Origin of the sequence: Pseudomonas arcuscaelestis (assembly GCF_016881005.1) — a bacterium.
Classification (GTDB): Bacteria; Pseudomonadota; Gammaproteobacteria; order Pseudomonadales; family Pseudomonadaceae; genus Aquipseudomonas; species Aquipseudomonas arcuscaelestis.
In genome coordinates this window covers 98124-111028 of record NZ_JACOPV010000008.1, presented here as the reverse complement: position 1 = coordinate 111028, position 12905 = coordinate 98124, and the positions used below count along the sequence as shown (strand labels likewise).

The 12905-nt window shown below is 55.3% G+C and carries 20 protein-coding genes; 13 read left to right on the top strand and 7 right to left on the bottom strand.

The window, feature by feature from the left end:
- Positions 1 to 60 precede the first annotated feature (60 nt).
- A complete protein-coding gene (locus H8F21_RS29585) occupies positions 61 to 1059 on the bottom strand; it encodes a hypothetical protein (RefSeq protein WP_236043014.1) in 999 nt (332 codons plus the stop codon).
- A 184-nt stretch (positions 1060 to 1243) separates the two neighbouring features.
- Here H8F21_RS29585 and H8F21_RS13955 point away from each other — a divergent pair, with 184 nt between their 5' ends.
- From H8F21_RS13955 to H8F21_RS13905, 11 genes are all read left to right on the top strand, one after another.
- The gene (locus H8F21_RS13955) at positions 1244 to 1720 is read left to right on the top strand and encodes a hypothetical protein (protein WP_203584606.1); all 477 of its coding nucleotides are present in this window, start codon (positions 1244 to 1246) and stop codon (positions 1718 to 1720) included.
- A 74-nt stretch (positions 1721 to 1794) separates the two neighbouring features.
- On the top strand, positions 1795 to 1992 hold the full coding sequence (locus H8F21_RS13950) for a hypothetical protein (protein ID WP_203584605.1): 198 nt from the start codon (positions 1795 to 1797) through the stop codon (positions 1990 to 1992).
- A 179-nt stretch (positions 1993 to 2171) separates the two neighbouring features.
- Positions 2172 to 2672: a hypothetical protein gene (locus H8F21_RS13945; RefSeq protein WP_203584604.1), complete on the top strand. Its 501-nt coding sequence runs from the start codon at positions 2172 to 2174 to the stop codon at positions 2670 to 2672.
- A 61-nt stretch (positions 2673 to 2733) separates the two neighbouring features.
- Positions 2734 to 3015: a hypothetical protein gene (locus H8F21_RS13940; RefSeq protein ID WP_203584603.1), complete on the top strand. Its 282-nt coding sequence runs from the start codon at positions 2734 to 2736 to the stop codon at positions 3013 to 3015.
- Between the two features lie 132 nt (positions 3016 to 3147).
- Entirely contained in the window at positions 3148 to 3348 is a 201-nt protein-coding gene (locus H8F21_RS13935; protein ID WP_203584602.1) for a hypothetical protein, read from the top strand.
- Positions 3349 to 3523: 175 nt separating this feature from the next.
- Entirely contained in the window at positions 3524 to 3898 is a 375-nt protein-coding gene (locus tag H8F21_RS13930; RefSeq protein WP_203584601.1) for a hypothetical protein, read from the top strand.
- Between the two features lie 88 nt (positions 3899 to 3986).
- A complete protein-coding gene (locus H8F21_RS13925; RefSeq protein ID WP_203584600.1) occupies positions 3987 to 4277 on the top strand; it encodes a hypothetical protein in 291 nt (96 codons plus the stop codon).
- Positions 4278 to 4367: 90 nt separating this feature from the next.
- Positions 4368 to 5147: a hypothetical protein gene (locus H8F21_RS13920; RefSeq protein ID WP_203584599.1), complete on the top strand. Its 780-nt coding sequence runs from the start codon at positions 4368 to 4370 to the stop codon at positions 5145 to 5147.
- 155 nt (positions 5148 to 5302) lie between these two features.
- Entirely contained in the window at positions 5303 to 5950 is a 648-nt protein-coding gene (locus H8F21_RS29580; RefSeq protein WP_236043012.1) for a hypothetical protein, read from the top strand.
- Positions 5951 to 6071: 121 nt separating this feature from the next.
- The gene (locus H8F21_RS13910; protein ID WP_203584598.1) at positions 6072 to 6449 is read left to right on the top strand and encodes a hypothetical protein; all 378 of its coding nucleotides are present in this window, start codon (positions 6072 to 6074) and stop codon (positions 6447 to 6449) included.
- A gap of 80 nt (positions 6450 to 6529) precedes the next feature.
- Entirely contained in the window at positions 6530 to 6805 is a 276-nt protein-coding gene (locus tag H8F21_RS13905) for a hypothetical protein (RefSeq protein ID WP_203584597.1), read from the top strand.
- 107 nt (positions 6806 to 6912) lie between these two features.
- Here the strand turns inward: H8F21_RS13905 and H8F21_RS13900 are convergent, their stop codons facing one another.
- Positions 6913 to 7185, bottom strand: coding sequence for a hypothetical protein (locus H8F21_RS13900; RefSeq protein ID WP_203584596.1), 273 nt, complete (start codon positions 7183 to 7185; stop codon positions 6913 to 6915).
- A gap of 14 nt (positions 7186 to 7199) precedes the next feature.
- Entirely contained in the window at positions 7200 to 7910 is a 711-nt protein-coding gene (locus H8F21_RS29825) for a CPBP family intramembrane glutamic endopeptidase (protein WP_203584595.1), read from the bottom strand.
- 209 nt (positions 7911 to 8119) lie between these two features.
- Here H8F21_RS29825 and H8F21_RS13890 point away from each other — a divergent pair, with 209 nt between their 5' ends.
- A complete protein-coding gene (locus H8F21_RS13890) occupies positions 8120 to 9160 on the top strand; it encodes an SMEK domain-containing protein (protein ID WP_203584594.1) in 1041 nt (346 codons plus the stop codon).
- A gap of 286 nt (positions 9161 to 9446) precedes the next feature.
- Here H8F21_RS13890 and H8F21_RS13885 read toward each other — a convergent pair whose 3' ends face one another.
- Complete coding sequence (locus H8F21_RS13885; protein ID WP_203584593.1) at positions 9447 to 9863, bottom strand: hypothetical protein; 417 nt, start codon at positions 9861 to 9863, stop codon at positions 9447 to 9449.
- Positions 9864 to 10086: 223 nt separating this feature from the next.
- Here H8F21_RS13885 and H8F21_RS13880 point away from each other — a divergent pair, with 223 nt between their 5' ends.
- Positions 10087 to 10731 carry an SOS response-associated peptidase gene (locus H8F21_RS13880; RefSeq protein ID WP_203584592.1) on the top strand — a complete coding sequence of 215 codons (645 nt, stop codon included), beginning with the start codon at positions 10087 to 10089 and terminating at the stop codon, positions 10729 to 10731.
- Positions 10732 to 10866: 135 nt separating this feature from the next.
- Here the strand turns inward: H8F21_RS13880 and H8F21_RS13875 are convergent, their stop codons facing one another.
- From H8F21_RS13875 to H8F21_RS13865, 3 genes are all read right to left on the bottom strand, one after another.
- On the bottom strand, positions 10867 to 11262 hold the full coding sequence (locus tag H8F21_RS13875) for a hypothetical protein (protein WP_203584591.1): 396 nt from the start codon (positions 11260 to 11262) through the stop codon (positions 10867 to 10869).
- 71 nt (positions 11263 to 11333) lie between these two features.
- Positions 11334 to 11729, bottom strand: a complete 396-nt coding sequence (locus H8F21_RS13870) for a hypothetical protein (RefSeq protein WP_203584590.1) — start codon at positions 11727 to 11729, stop codon at positions 11334 to 11336.
- Positions 11730 to 11856: 127 nt separating this feature from the next.
- Positions 11857 to 12861: a hypothetical protein gene (locus H8F21_RS13865; protein WP_203584589.1), complete on the bottom strand. Its 1005-nt coding sequence runs from the start codon at positions 12859 to 12861 to the stop codon at positions 11857 to 11859.
- Positions 12862 to 12905: the final 44 nt, after the last annotated feature.

The following is a 12905-nucleotide window of genomic DNA, read 5'->3' as shown; positions in this document are numbered from 1 at the left end:
CTACAGTGGAAAATGTCGATCCAGGCACTCGCGTCATCTTCGCTAGCATCCTCGACTTAGTCAGATGCCATACCGCTTGTGGCCGCCTGAGGTGATGCAGTAGCGGCCACCCCGTGGCCCGTAGCAAACGTTTCCTCCACTGCATGAGCATCCCCCGCCGCTGTAGCCATTCGTTTGGCGTGTCCCTGATGGGGACTGGCTGGACTCCCGGTCATGTGCTTCGGCGGCCTCCCGATCCTTCTTATACGCATTGCCTTTCGCCAAGATTTTTCCTCGGTCTTTGACCTGGTTCAGTTTGAAAGGCCAGTTCAGTTCCACCTCCCTTGCCATCGCTTTGTAGCTTGCAACTGCCCTGTCTGCTCGAACCTTCGCAGCGTAGGGATAGGCCTCCTGGTAGCGGCTGATAGCCAGGCGTCCACCGGCGCGCAGTACGTCGTTATATAAATCCAACGAGTTGCTGAGCTTTCTCACTTCGTACTGGTAATCAAACCTCGACACGGTCCCATAGAAACCAGAGATCTGGGCACCCGCGGCCGCAGCTTGTTCAAGGGGCCCTTTCATCCCCTCGATGCCAGCACTTGCTTCCTCCAGGGCCTTCAAGCTATCCGATCTCCCCTGAGCGACTTGCTCCAGGTATTTCTTTGCGGCCGCGTCGTACTGCTCGGATTTGGAAGCAAAAAGGCCCCTCACTTCCTCAAGTGACCTCAAGTACAGATCCAAGCTGGAGGAATCAACGTAGACGCCCACCCCGGAGCCAGCCCCATCCCGCGTTCCTATTTGGATCTTGGGCGCGGCCGGGTTCTGGTAACTCGCGGATGGAAACCCCATAGCTCGGGCATTTTGATCAGCCTGGGAGACGATCACTCTGTCCAGGAAGCGGGCGCATGCATCGACCTTCTGGCCGATCGGCCCGCAGCCTGGACGATTCAAGTCGAAGATGCATGTCGGCGGGACTTCAGTGCGTGGACAAGCCGTGCGGTAATCCTGCTTAAGTGCAGTCTGGCAGCCTGCAAGCATGGTGAACGCAACCACAGCGAGCAGTCGATATAACGCTGGCATTCAATGAATCCTTAGAAGAGCGGAGGACGGGAGCTTGAACTCAAATTGAGAGTTTGAAGGGGCAGACAACAAAATCAAATCCCCTGCAGAGATTCGGCCATTCAGAAGTTCACTGGATTCACAGGTGCTTCTGGCACGTTCGCTACCTGATATTCTGAGCCTCATTAACCATCTAGGGGTCACCATGTCTGTAAACATTAGCCTTCTGCTTCAAGCCCACGGGATTGAAATCGTCTCTGGAAACCGCCGCGCCGAAGTGATGCTCGAGCTGGGCCAGGCAATCAAAATCGTTGATCAGAATGGCAACCAGTTGATGATGACCCTCAAAGACCGTCAGCTCCATTTCACCGAAATGAGCGGATCTCCCTCCTACGACATCATGGTCAAGCGCCATACCGTTGACCCTGTCCTGATCACAACTGTCGCAGGAGTGAAGATGGAGCTGCGGCCCATCGCTATGAGTCACATACCTTCAGAGGACCCGCAAGCTTGGCTGCGCTTCATAGGGCCGCACGTGCCGGGCACGTCACTCAATGAAATCGAACAGAAGCGCCTCCAGAAGTACTTGAGACTTCATCACACTGAAGCGGTCACCGATGGTCAGGATGTCTTCACCCTGGCAGGAGACATGCTTGCGCATTGCAATCCGTCCCAGCAGTAGCAACAGAGACGCTTCTGGCACGCCGACCTTTCCTTGATGATGGCCTCATCCAAAACGTAAACAGGGATTGAGCCATGCACACCGGAAAAAACTACACCGCCTGGGAAACAGAAATCACCCAACTGATCGCCGATGACCTTGAAATATCGTACTCCGATGCTGCAGGCATGGTTGAGGCCCAGGACTTCTTCCTGATACAGCCCTGGGGCAAAGGCATGACTGCACGTGAAACCGCAGACGTGATACTCAAAGCGTCCGAAGCCGCTGACTGAGCACGTCACTTAAAAGGCGGGCCCCCATTATGGCGGTGCCCGCCTTTTTTATTCCCGATTCATTCTCCACTTGAGCGAATGAAATAGGGCCCAGATTAGAGTCAAAAATACTCCCTAGGGGGTTCTGGCACACAGAAAGCAACCACAACATGGCCACATCAAATCTTGAGGTGTCAGCCATGAACCGAGTCAAAGCCCCAGCATTATCAGTTGTCGCCCAATGCGTAATGACCTCTGTCGTAGTCAGCGCCAGCCATCCTACCCTTGGGCCGGTCTACTGGTGCTTCACCGACGGGACTGACCATAACGCGCCGAGCTGCTACACCCTGACAACCCACCTGGAAAGTGCCCTGACGCTGCGCAAAGGGTGGCGGGAAGGGATCATGGCCTGGAGTCTCCGTGATCACATGGACAAGGTCCTGGCCGACGAGGAGCAGTTCCTTGAATCCTACGATCTTGACCACAGCGAAGACGGCTCCTGGGCCACAGCTATTACGCTCGGGGGGATGTTGAAAGTGCTGCATGAACGCAGCGGCCAAAGCGTGGAAGCCTTTGCCGAGTGGTTAGTCGGCGCAGTCTGGCTAGACGTTGAGGTCCCGGACCTTAGCCTCGACAGTCCTGTCACGTTTGAAGTACCCCAGTTCAAACCTGAGGCCGCCTGGCCCCGCATGCGTGCTTAACCGATCTGGCGGGTGCAAGCCCGCCGCCACCCCAACTGCGACAATTCAAGGATTCTGAACAATGCCTAAGTACCTGAGCGGGAACTGGAGCCACATCTTTGACGGTGAGGAACATGAGCGCATGACCCGCATAGTGGTCGACGCCGAAACGAAAAAGCTGGTGTTCGCCCAGGTTCAGCGTATCCGCAGCATGAGTACCAGCTATTCAGAGGCCCATCCGGCTGAGATGAAGGACCTCGAGGATTCTATTCTCAATGCCAACTGCGAAGTGTTCGACGACCCTGCCGACTACGGCCTGACGGGTACCGAGGCTATGCCGGGATGGGCTGAAAACCTAGCCTAAAGGGTTTGTGAAATACAACGGTAGAGAAACATGCTTGAAATCCAAGCTCTGGTTTTGGCTTGTGTCGCGCTATCGGGTTAGTAGACTAACAACTCAGTCAAAAGATTCTTGACCGCTCAGGAGCGTGCAACAATGAATACCACAACACGAGGCTACATGATGGCCTTGGCCTGCCTCCCGGGCCTACTCATCGCGCTGTTCCTTCCAACTGATGGGGCCGGTGATTATTTGTGGCCTGTACTCGCCCTGATTATCACGGTGTCGCTGGTTGCTGCGTTGGCTTGTCAGTTCGGTAATGAAAAAACCAAGGCTTGGGTTGAGGCCCGGTTCTGATTTTTTGTGTCCATAAGCCACTTTTGGCGTCCTAGACAGCCGAAATAAGGTGCATCACCCACCTGACGCTCTAGAAGGGAGATCAAAACAAGGTGTCGAGGGGTTCTGGCACAGGTGGATCAACCTGATCATAACCCCATCGAAACCACTCATCTCCTTTGCGCAGGCCCTCACCATGACCACTTTCACGCCCGACTATCTTGCAACCAAAGCTCGTATTGCCGCCACCCTCTCCACTGCGGGCTGGACAGTCGCTTCGCCCCGCGACATGGAAGTGAGCTGTCAGATCGCGCAGAAGGATTACCAGACGGCTGTAGGCGTTAAGACCGCGACTATCTCCCTGGAGCCATGGTCCACGTCCCTAATGGTGGTTGGTAATTATCAAAGCGAAGGCCGCAATGCCTTGAGTACCAACTCCCTTATGGTGAACCCTGAGATGGCTGATGCGGGTCTTGCCGAAGCAGTAGCCAAGTACGTTGCCGGCGTCGATAAGGAGGTCGATGGCACCTACGCCCGTCGACTCCACCTCAACTATCCGCAATCCGCTTAATGGCATCAACATTCGACAACCTGTTCTGGGGTGCGCGAGGGGTCACACGGCTGTAGCCTAACCCTCGCACCCACAGATCAGGATTCAATTGAAGATGTATGCCGTTATACAGTTCGCTCGGGACCTGTGGAATGGAGCCCGAATTCTCATCCCGCTACTGGGCATTCTGCTCTTCACCTGGGCATTCGTATCGCTCATCACCTCTGGGGCACAATTTGAGGACGCGCTGGCGCTCGGCGTTTCAACAGCAGATCTTTCGCCAGGCGCGCAGCTGACCCGGTACGGGCTACTTTCGTTCTTTTTCCTGTTCAGCACCTTCTTCACCGGCTGCAAGGTACGTGAGGCAACAGCGCTTGCAAGCAACCCAGCCCCATTGTGACGAGGCCTGGCAAAGTGGCTCATCCGGTTCTGGCACGCCGCAAGTGAGGCGATGATGGCTCCATCTAACTGAATACCCGGACACCACTCCATGCTCAACTCATGCAATCTGTCGTTTCAGGCCGTAACACAGGCATATCACACCATTTTGGACGGCAAGGCTGACAAGGCCTTGAGTTTCACCTCCTATACTGTCGTCCTGGTGCGTGCCGGCGAGCTTCACTTAGCATTGAATAATGGCGGCGCGATCAACATCGGGAACTCACTACAACTCACGGAGGAGCACTGGGACTGCGAGCGCGGCTGCTGGAGCGCACACGCCTCTTCGGAGTTCACCACTAGCTCTGCAAGCTTCCCCCTACTGCTCGACATCACCGGCAGCACCATCACCAGCTTCAATGTCGATGCGCTGAGGTTCACCTTTGAAGGCGACGACATCCAAGACCCCACACTGTCGGAGTGCGGCCGTTTCACAATGTCGCCGTCCTACTATGGCTTCAACCAGATCGATGGCGGTGCCTGGGAGCTGGCTATTGGCGAAGGCGATTTGCTGCAGCTCGCAGGGGACGCCTTCATCCGTATGAATCAGGCTGGAGAAATCACTGGCCGAGTGTTGCTCTCTGAGGTGAAATTTGACTTTGAGTCCGACCCCGACGCCAAGCCAGCCAGCTACCTACCAGAAGCTCTAGCCAGGGCCGCTCGCACCTCCACTGGCATGATCGAGTACACGGTTCCGTCGCTGATGGCCACCGCTATCGCAGAAGGCTACAAGCTCGGGTTGTTCGAGGTGATCGGGAACGGGTTGGCGCACATCACTGAGAAAGGGAAGCTCAAGGTGCAAGGTGGCGCCGTCACTGGTGACTCAGCATGACCGGGCAGGTACCGGTAAAGCCTCGGTCAGCAGAGCCTCGACTGATCCGAAACATAAGCCAGTATTTGGATAGGTCGCTGTCCCTCTGGCTTGCGTCCCAACCACAATTGAGCCATGACGCTCAGGTCGAAGCCCCCGACCTCTGGGGCGCGCTCATGTCTGTTGCGGTTGCTCATGCCCGGTGCCTGGTAGCCAATTTCGAGATTCCAAGCCGCGGCAAGGATTTGGAACAGTTCTTGGCAAAATACTGCTACGAGCATTTCCAGACCCCTCACATACCTCCCCATTTCGCAGCTTCGGTGTTTCTCCAAAAGGCAACGCCGGCGGACTGGGCGGACTTGGCCGTTGAATTACGTGCACCTGGCTGGCTCGATGATGAGGTGACGGCATGGGCCAGACACCAGGGCCTGCCGGCCAAGAAAATTGCAGCTTCACCCGCTGAGGTATCGCGAGCGTCGCCCCCGCAGCCATCAACATCCCAACCCACCCAGGGCAATAGTCGTGGCAAGGGGAAAATCTTCGACGTTGAAAAGGTGCTCTGGTTCGCAAGTGAGCCTAAGGGGCTGCATGTCTCACCAAACGAATCTGCACGCTTTAGCGACCTTGAAGAGATCGTTGAAACACTGCTGGAAGCTGGCCATCTGGAAGAAGCCTCCCAGGACAATACTGGCACCTACTACCGTTGCACACACAGTGGTCTGATCGAGCTGTACGAACTCAAGCTCAAATACCGCACCAGCCATGGAAAGTCGACCACTGAAGTGGAAGCCAAGCTTGTAGAGCTGCGTGCCGGCCCGCTCTAATCCCGGCGCGGCTTGTATGAATTCGGAGGACCGGTTTTGGCTACCACCTTGTGATGACGGGGGGGCAGAATGTCATTTGGACCCTATGCCCCGAACCGGCGCTAACGACAAGGTAAATTCAATGACTGAAAGCACCATCGAAAAACCACTACCAAGCGAAGCCCTGAGCGGCGGCCACGGAGATGCTCCAGTTCTGGAAGCGGTAGCACCACACCAGCAGCTAGCTATCCTGATTGGGGTGAACGCTTGTTTCGCCTCCGGAATGCAGATAGCTGAAGTAGTCCGCGCGTATGTTGCATCCACCTCGGACGAGGTCATATACGAGCGGTGGCAAAGGGCAGAACGTCTCGTATCGTATTCTCAGGCCAGCCCACAGGCCGCGCTTCAAGAAACCAGGCTTTTCTCTACTGAGGTGAACGGAATTCTGCGGGTGGTTTCAGATCCCATGAAGGCGGTCGCAGCGGCAATCGAGTACCTCAAGGCAGTGATCCCGCGCTGAATCATCTGGTTATCGGCAGTAAGCGAAGTCTGGCTGCCGATGGCTGATCTCTCATGTCAGACACCAGGACCCTTTCCAGTATGTTTTCCAGCAAACTCGGCTTTGTTACTGCTCGGATCTTCAGTGTCATAGCCCTCATCTCTAGCCTGGTCAGCCTGATTGCACTGATCACTTACCTGCTGAACCTGGTCGAGATCTCCTCCATATTTTCGCGTTGGTTCGGTACCGGTACTTGGCTGCCGTTCTGGACGATAGTCGGTGCGGGGGTGCTGGCTCTAGGTGCCTCTAGCATAACGACTCGACTTATGGCCCAAGCGGTCATTGTGGCTGAGCAAGAGCGGGCTATGCGTGAATAAAGCTTGCGAGGATTACCCCCGGCGTACCGGGGGGTGAGTGTGTGCTGGCCTAGCCGCACTGGGCCTATGCCACATCATTGCCCCTGTTCTGATGATTCAGGACCCGGTCAGAGGACCCCATTCAGCCCCAGATAGCAGGCTGTTGCGAGAAAGGCAGAGAACCACAAGCCGGCAAACACAGCTTCCCGCACGGTCGTCGCTGCCAAAATGTAAATAGCTAATCCCGCACAGATCCCTACACCAACACAGGCGTTTAGGTACAACCAGTTTTCCAGCATCCCGGGCAACTTAAACACAATTGCCAAAATGACCACCGGCACGAGGTAGAGCAGTGCAAGTAAAACCCAGTCTGTAATCTTGTAGCCGCAATAAGTGCTCATTTAGCCCCTTGATGCTATGCCCACTGGCCAACAATCCAATTCAACGACAGACCGAAGACCGCGGCTGAGCTGTGCATCAGAATGGGCACCGCTAATCCACCGGTGCGGATCCGCGCCAGCGCAAATAGAACCCCCAGGGCGCCCATCAACACCAATGTGGGCCAATTGCTGTACTGGCTGTGGATCATCATGAACAGTCCCGCAGTAACAGCCACGGCTACCCATTTCCAGACCCGATGATTCAGTGGGAACACTCGTAACAGAAAGTGGCGGAAAAACAGTTCTTCTGAGATCGGCGGAAATACGATGATCATGACGATGCACAGCATCTGCTCAGGAAGGCTCATCCCAGAGAACAAATTCACCATATAGTCTTCGCGGGGAAAGCCCAGACCTACTTCTAGGCCCACACAGACCAGATAGGCCAGCAGCACCAGCGGGACGAAGACCGCCAGGCTCCTGACCACATCATTTCCGACAAGAGCGCGAATGGCCGATACGGAACGTGCCTGGACAACCACCAGTAAGACCAGAGCCAGTGCAATAAGCCCGTGCGATCCCATGTTCCAGAGCGAACTCCAATGTTCTCGACCAACGAGGGAAAACACTGCTAGACCGCCAAATACGAATACCGACGCGGCGGTGATTGCAATCAATACGCGTCGCCAGAAATGGTACGGCCCCACATCAGCGGGCTTTTTCAGCGTCATAGGTTCGTACTGCACGAGGTGGATCCTTCACAATGGAGTTGGCGTTCAGTTTAACCCGCGGCTTACTGATGCCAACCATGTGAACCCTTGCAGAATCCACGCCCTACTAACCGCCAGGACGGTTCGGACGTTAAGCTGCGTGCAAATCAGCAACTGGAATGCATGCGCTCAGTCGTGCATTGCATCGACGAGATAACCAGGTTTCAGATAGTGAGGAGCAGCCAATGATTACGCGCGGCCATTTGATCGGCCAGATTATTGATGAGTTTGTAGCCGTCGGTGAGCAGGCGAAATTGAGGTCATCGCTTACCCTCAATGACCTACCGGTCTACTGTGAGAATTTCTTTCGTGACGTGATCAACATCACCGAAGGATGGAATCTCGTGAACCTGAACGAGAAGCGCCAGAACGAACCAGGCCTTGACCTGTCCGATGAGGCCAAGAAGGTTGCGGTCCAGGTTACAAACACTCGCACCAGCGAGAAGATCAATCACACGCTTCAGAAGATCACTGAGGATCAGGCCAAGAAGCATAAACGGTTTATTGTGTTCGTTATCGGTGGCCGTCAGAAGACGTACGACGCAGTAAATAGTGAACTAGCGGAGAAATACAGTTTCGATATAGCTGAAGACATCTGGGACACCCACACCATTGCCAAAAAGGCTGTGTCCCTGCCTATCGAACGCTTGCAGTCACTGCACGAGCTGGTACGCAAGGAGATGGCGCGCGTCAAGGTTGAGCTACAGATCCCCAATGAGGATGGCGAGTACGCAACCAGCGGCTATACGCAATGGGAGCCCATCTTGAAACCTAAGGCTGGCTCTGGAAATCATTTCAATGACTGGTTAATTGCTGATCGCATAACGCCGGCTGACCCTCAACACCTTCAAGCAAGCCTGGCTCTTTTCGCGAGCCAACTGGCCGCCCTTCCCAGGATCACGCGTGAGTTTTTGGTGATGCTTTATGAGAGATGCGACCCTGACAGGAATGGTCGCTTTCGAACCTGCCCTGCTTTGGTTCTCCCTAAAGTACAGCGAACCTACTTAGGTGATGATCTCCAGGGTGAGCTAGATATCCTAGTGGACGCTGGTTTAGTGGCACTTGCGCTTCCTGAGGACGAAAGCGATCGGGATTCGCCGGCAGAGATCGGCTTGATAGTTCCCGGGAAGTGCCCGGAACTGAAGTCTGACTTCCACCGGTATGTCGTCGAGAAGGGCCTATCGTTCAGAACCGTGGTCGGCGGATTGGACCTTTCTGGGTTCTGACTCAGAGGGTCGAGATCTGGCCAGGCAGACAACGGGGATAATGCTCTCCGTCCTGGCCAGTTCGGTTGTTCACCTACAATGCTCTGAACTACTTTCCGCCCGCAGCACGACGAAGGACTTTACCGTCACTCAGAGTCACGGTTCCCGTGTTGTGGAACGCCAACCAAGCAGCTCGCTCAATTCTCGTAACACGGCGCAATGAAGAGGCGATGGCGAACTGGCAATTGCTGCCCTCCATCCTGCATGGCTTAGGTTTACTGGCCGTCTTAGCTCTCGGCCTGAAGACTTAAAGGTCCCCTTGATCCCAAGCAGCAGTATCAACACTCTTGGGCCTTCCACCGGCCGGTCTCTCCATCAACCTTCGTACAAGCTCAGCGACATTTGCCGAGGCCTGATAGTAGACGGCCTCCGAACGCTCGAAGTTAGCAAACAGCAAGGCTTTGCGAACCTCCGGGATGTCACCTTCAAACTCAAGGTCCGCCAGTGCCTGCTGCAAACCCTCTTTGGCCCGCTGGAGCTCACCCACATACGACAACAGTGGGCTCCTGAATGCCAACGTGTCTTCCTCGGCTGCCTCGCTCGAGCGACCGAGCACAAGGAGTGCAGCGCGCTCTGCAAGCGCCTGGGCCGGCAGCGCACATGCTGCAGGGTCGGTCTGAATCCTATCAAGGGCTGTAGCCAAGATAGTCAAAGGCGCGGTCATCTGTACTCCTTACAAGAATCGGTTCAACGTCTACTGACCATCTGGACAGGTAAGTCAGTCACACCGCTCTGATGAACGGTTGCAGACGAGTTGCTATCCCGGGCAGAGAGCGATCCCCCAGCCTCGGTAATCAATTGGCCGATCCATGCATGGCCCTATCACTGCTTCGCGACAAAACATGCCGCCGGCGGTCTATCCTATGCACACCTAACGGAGGCAGACCATGTGCTCACATTACGAAGCGCCGTCGCACCAGCGTCTTCTGGACGGCTTCGGTGTAGCGCCACAACTCTCCTTCAAGGAGGATCTTTGGCCCACCTACCACGGCCCTTTTCTCCGCCTGCCTGGTGACGAAGAGGCTGACAATCATCAATCAACATTTGAAGCTTTGACCGGCCAGTTCGGTCTGTTGCCGTTCTGGGCAAAAGACCAAACACTTGGCCGGCGGACCTACAATGCACGCTCAGAGACCGCGTCCAGCAAACCTTCATTCCGTGACGCCTGGAAAAAAGGACGCCACTGCATCATCCCTGCAACCGCGATCTATGAGCCCGACTGGCGCACTGGCAAAGCAGTGCCAACCAGGATCACCCGATCAGACGGAGGCATCATGGCAATTGCCGGGCTATGGGATGAGTGGCGCTCCCCCGACGGGGAACTCATACATAGTTTCGCCATGCTCACGGTCAACGCAGATGAGCACTCCCTCATGAGCCAGTACCACAAACCCCAGGATGAGAAACGATCCGTAGTGATTCTGCCCAATGGGCTGATAACTGATTGGCTTCGCGCGGGAGCAGACAAATCCATGGACTTCATGCGGCTCTACCCTGCGGACAGACTCTCTGCCGAGGCCAGGCCCGCATAGGGACCTATTCGACCATCCTACCGACGGTAGCTTTGAGGTGCACCTCAAAATGGGCCCTCGAAATACTACCGGGAGGCAACTCTGGCGGCGCGCCAGGACAGATCGATGAGCGGGAGCAACCCTAGGGTTTAAGAGTTACTCGGAGGTAGCAGCGCTGGTCATCTTTTCAGAAGTGTGGCAGCGACGGTTGGGGTGGGTCATCCAGGCAAGACACACAAACATGAGGATGCGTTGCCAGCCCTCCCCCGGGAACATGACGGCAGCAAAAGCACCAACCACTGCACCCAGGCGGATCGAGTGTACATACCAACGATTTGAGACAAGTCGCTCGATCATCGAGCCGGCGGCGAACCTAAAGGTCCATGGTAAGAACCCGAGCATGTATGCGCATACAAACGCAGCGGTGAAAGCTAAAGGAATGTTCGTGAGTACGTAGATAGTCTGGAACAAGAGCATACCGATTAGAAGCTGGTACCAAGCCTTCTGGCGGCTCATCATTGCAGAATGGTTTTTCCGAAAGTAGTCCAACATTCTTATCTGCCCGATTAAAAGGAATAGCGAGGCGCATGCCCCGCTAGAGGTGGAGCAAACAGGCCCGAATGCTAACCGACTTTCGGGTTCTGAGCCTTTTCTTTGTACCCGATACAGCGCCATTCAGGGTTCATCACGTATCCCAGCATCAGGATCATGAGGAGGCGCTGCCAGGCCTGACCTGGGGACGTGTAGATCGTAGCGAGATAAATGATGCCGCCACCGACAGTCAGGTAGGTGAACCATTTGTTCATTGCAATGCGCTCGAAAATCGAGGCTGGTGCAAATTTGAAGGTCCAAGGGAAGTAACCGACCATCAGCGCGAAAATGTAAGCAAGAACCGCGGCTTTAAATTTGCCGGTGATGACGAACATAGCCCAGCAAAGGATCACGAGCCCCATCAGCTGGACCCACGTTTTCTGCAGACTCATCATCGAGTAAAAGTTTTTACGGAAGTAATCTAGCAAGGTCATCTCCTTAGGAGTGAAGGCCGATTTCGGTATCAGCACCCATCCTATGGAGAAGATCTCTGCCCCGCACCCCAAATCATCACTTCCAAATTCACCGATGCGGGGCGTGCGAAGGGGTTGCGCGTTATTTGACTGGACGCAGCCCCAGGTTCTGGTGGTGCAGCCGGGCCAGTGCCTGTTCCAAGGGCTCGCCTGTCCTCGCTGATTCCAATACAGGACCGAGGATACTAAATCCACGCTCGGCTGCGGCTTTTGCTTCCATTGCCTCTAGCCTGGCAAGCCCCAAGCGATACAGATTGGCAAATGTGGCGCTGGTGTTTTTCGCAACCTGAAACGGGGGGCTTTCAGCAGTTACGGGCATACCTAAAAATAAGGCTATAGAGCGTTGCCACTGCCCATGCATCAGGTACATCAAGCTAATGTCGCAACACACGTGACCGTCATGAAGCGTGGCCACAAGGTGGATCTGATCATTGGCTCGAGCCTCTGCAATGAAGAGCTGCAGAAGCTTGGGACCTTCAACCAGGATTCCGTCGAGCTTGAACTTCTCCTGAAGGATCGCACAGGCATCTGTCAAATCGATTGCCGTCGGCGCGCTACCGGGGGGCGGACTCGCGTGAGCACCCTGACCGCCTACGGGTGAATCTCCCGCCTGATGCAGACCCACCCGCTCTGCAAATTCCCGAGCGTTGGCCTGATGCTGGTCTTCACCAGTGGCGACCACCCGCTTGAAGACATCGGTCACACGGTAGCCAAATCTCGCGAGGGCATCCTGATCCAGGGTCTCGATTGCTGAGCATGCGACCTTTCGAAGCATATCGAACTGAGCGCTTAGCGCCGGCATGCCGTGCAAAAGCCACTCACCCCTCTCCCGTTGGCTGCACTGCACATCTAATTCAGATCCCAGCATGGGTGCCCACTTTAGCTGTATCCCGAAAATCAGCGTCAGCGGAGCAAAGACATCACCTCCTGCATCAACCTCAAGTTGATCAACGAGCCCTGCCTCCCGAGCGATCACTTTGAGCGACTCGTTAAGCCAATCGGCAGCGACAGCCCGGCCGTCAGTGTTGGCAGCGCTTTCCACGCTTCGGGTGATGGCGGAGAGATTCAGTAAAGGGGTGGCGGGCATTGGCTAATGCTACATTCATGTTTAACGACAGGATAGCGCCCCTC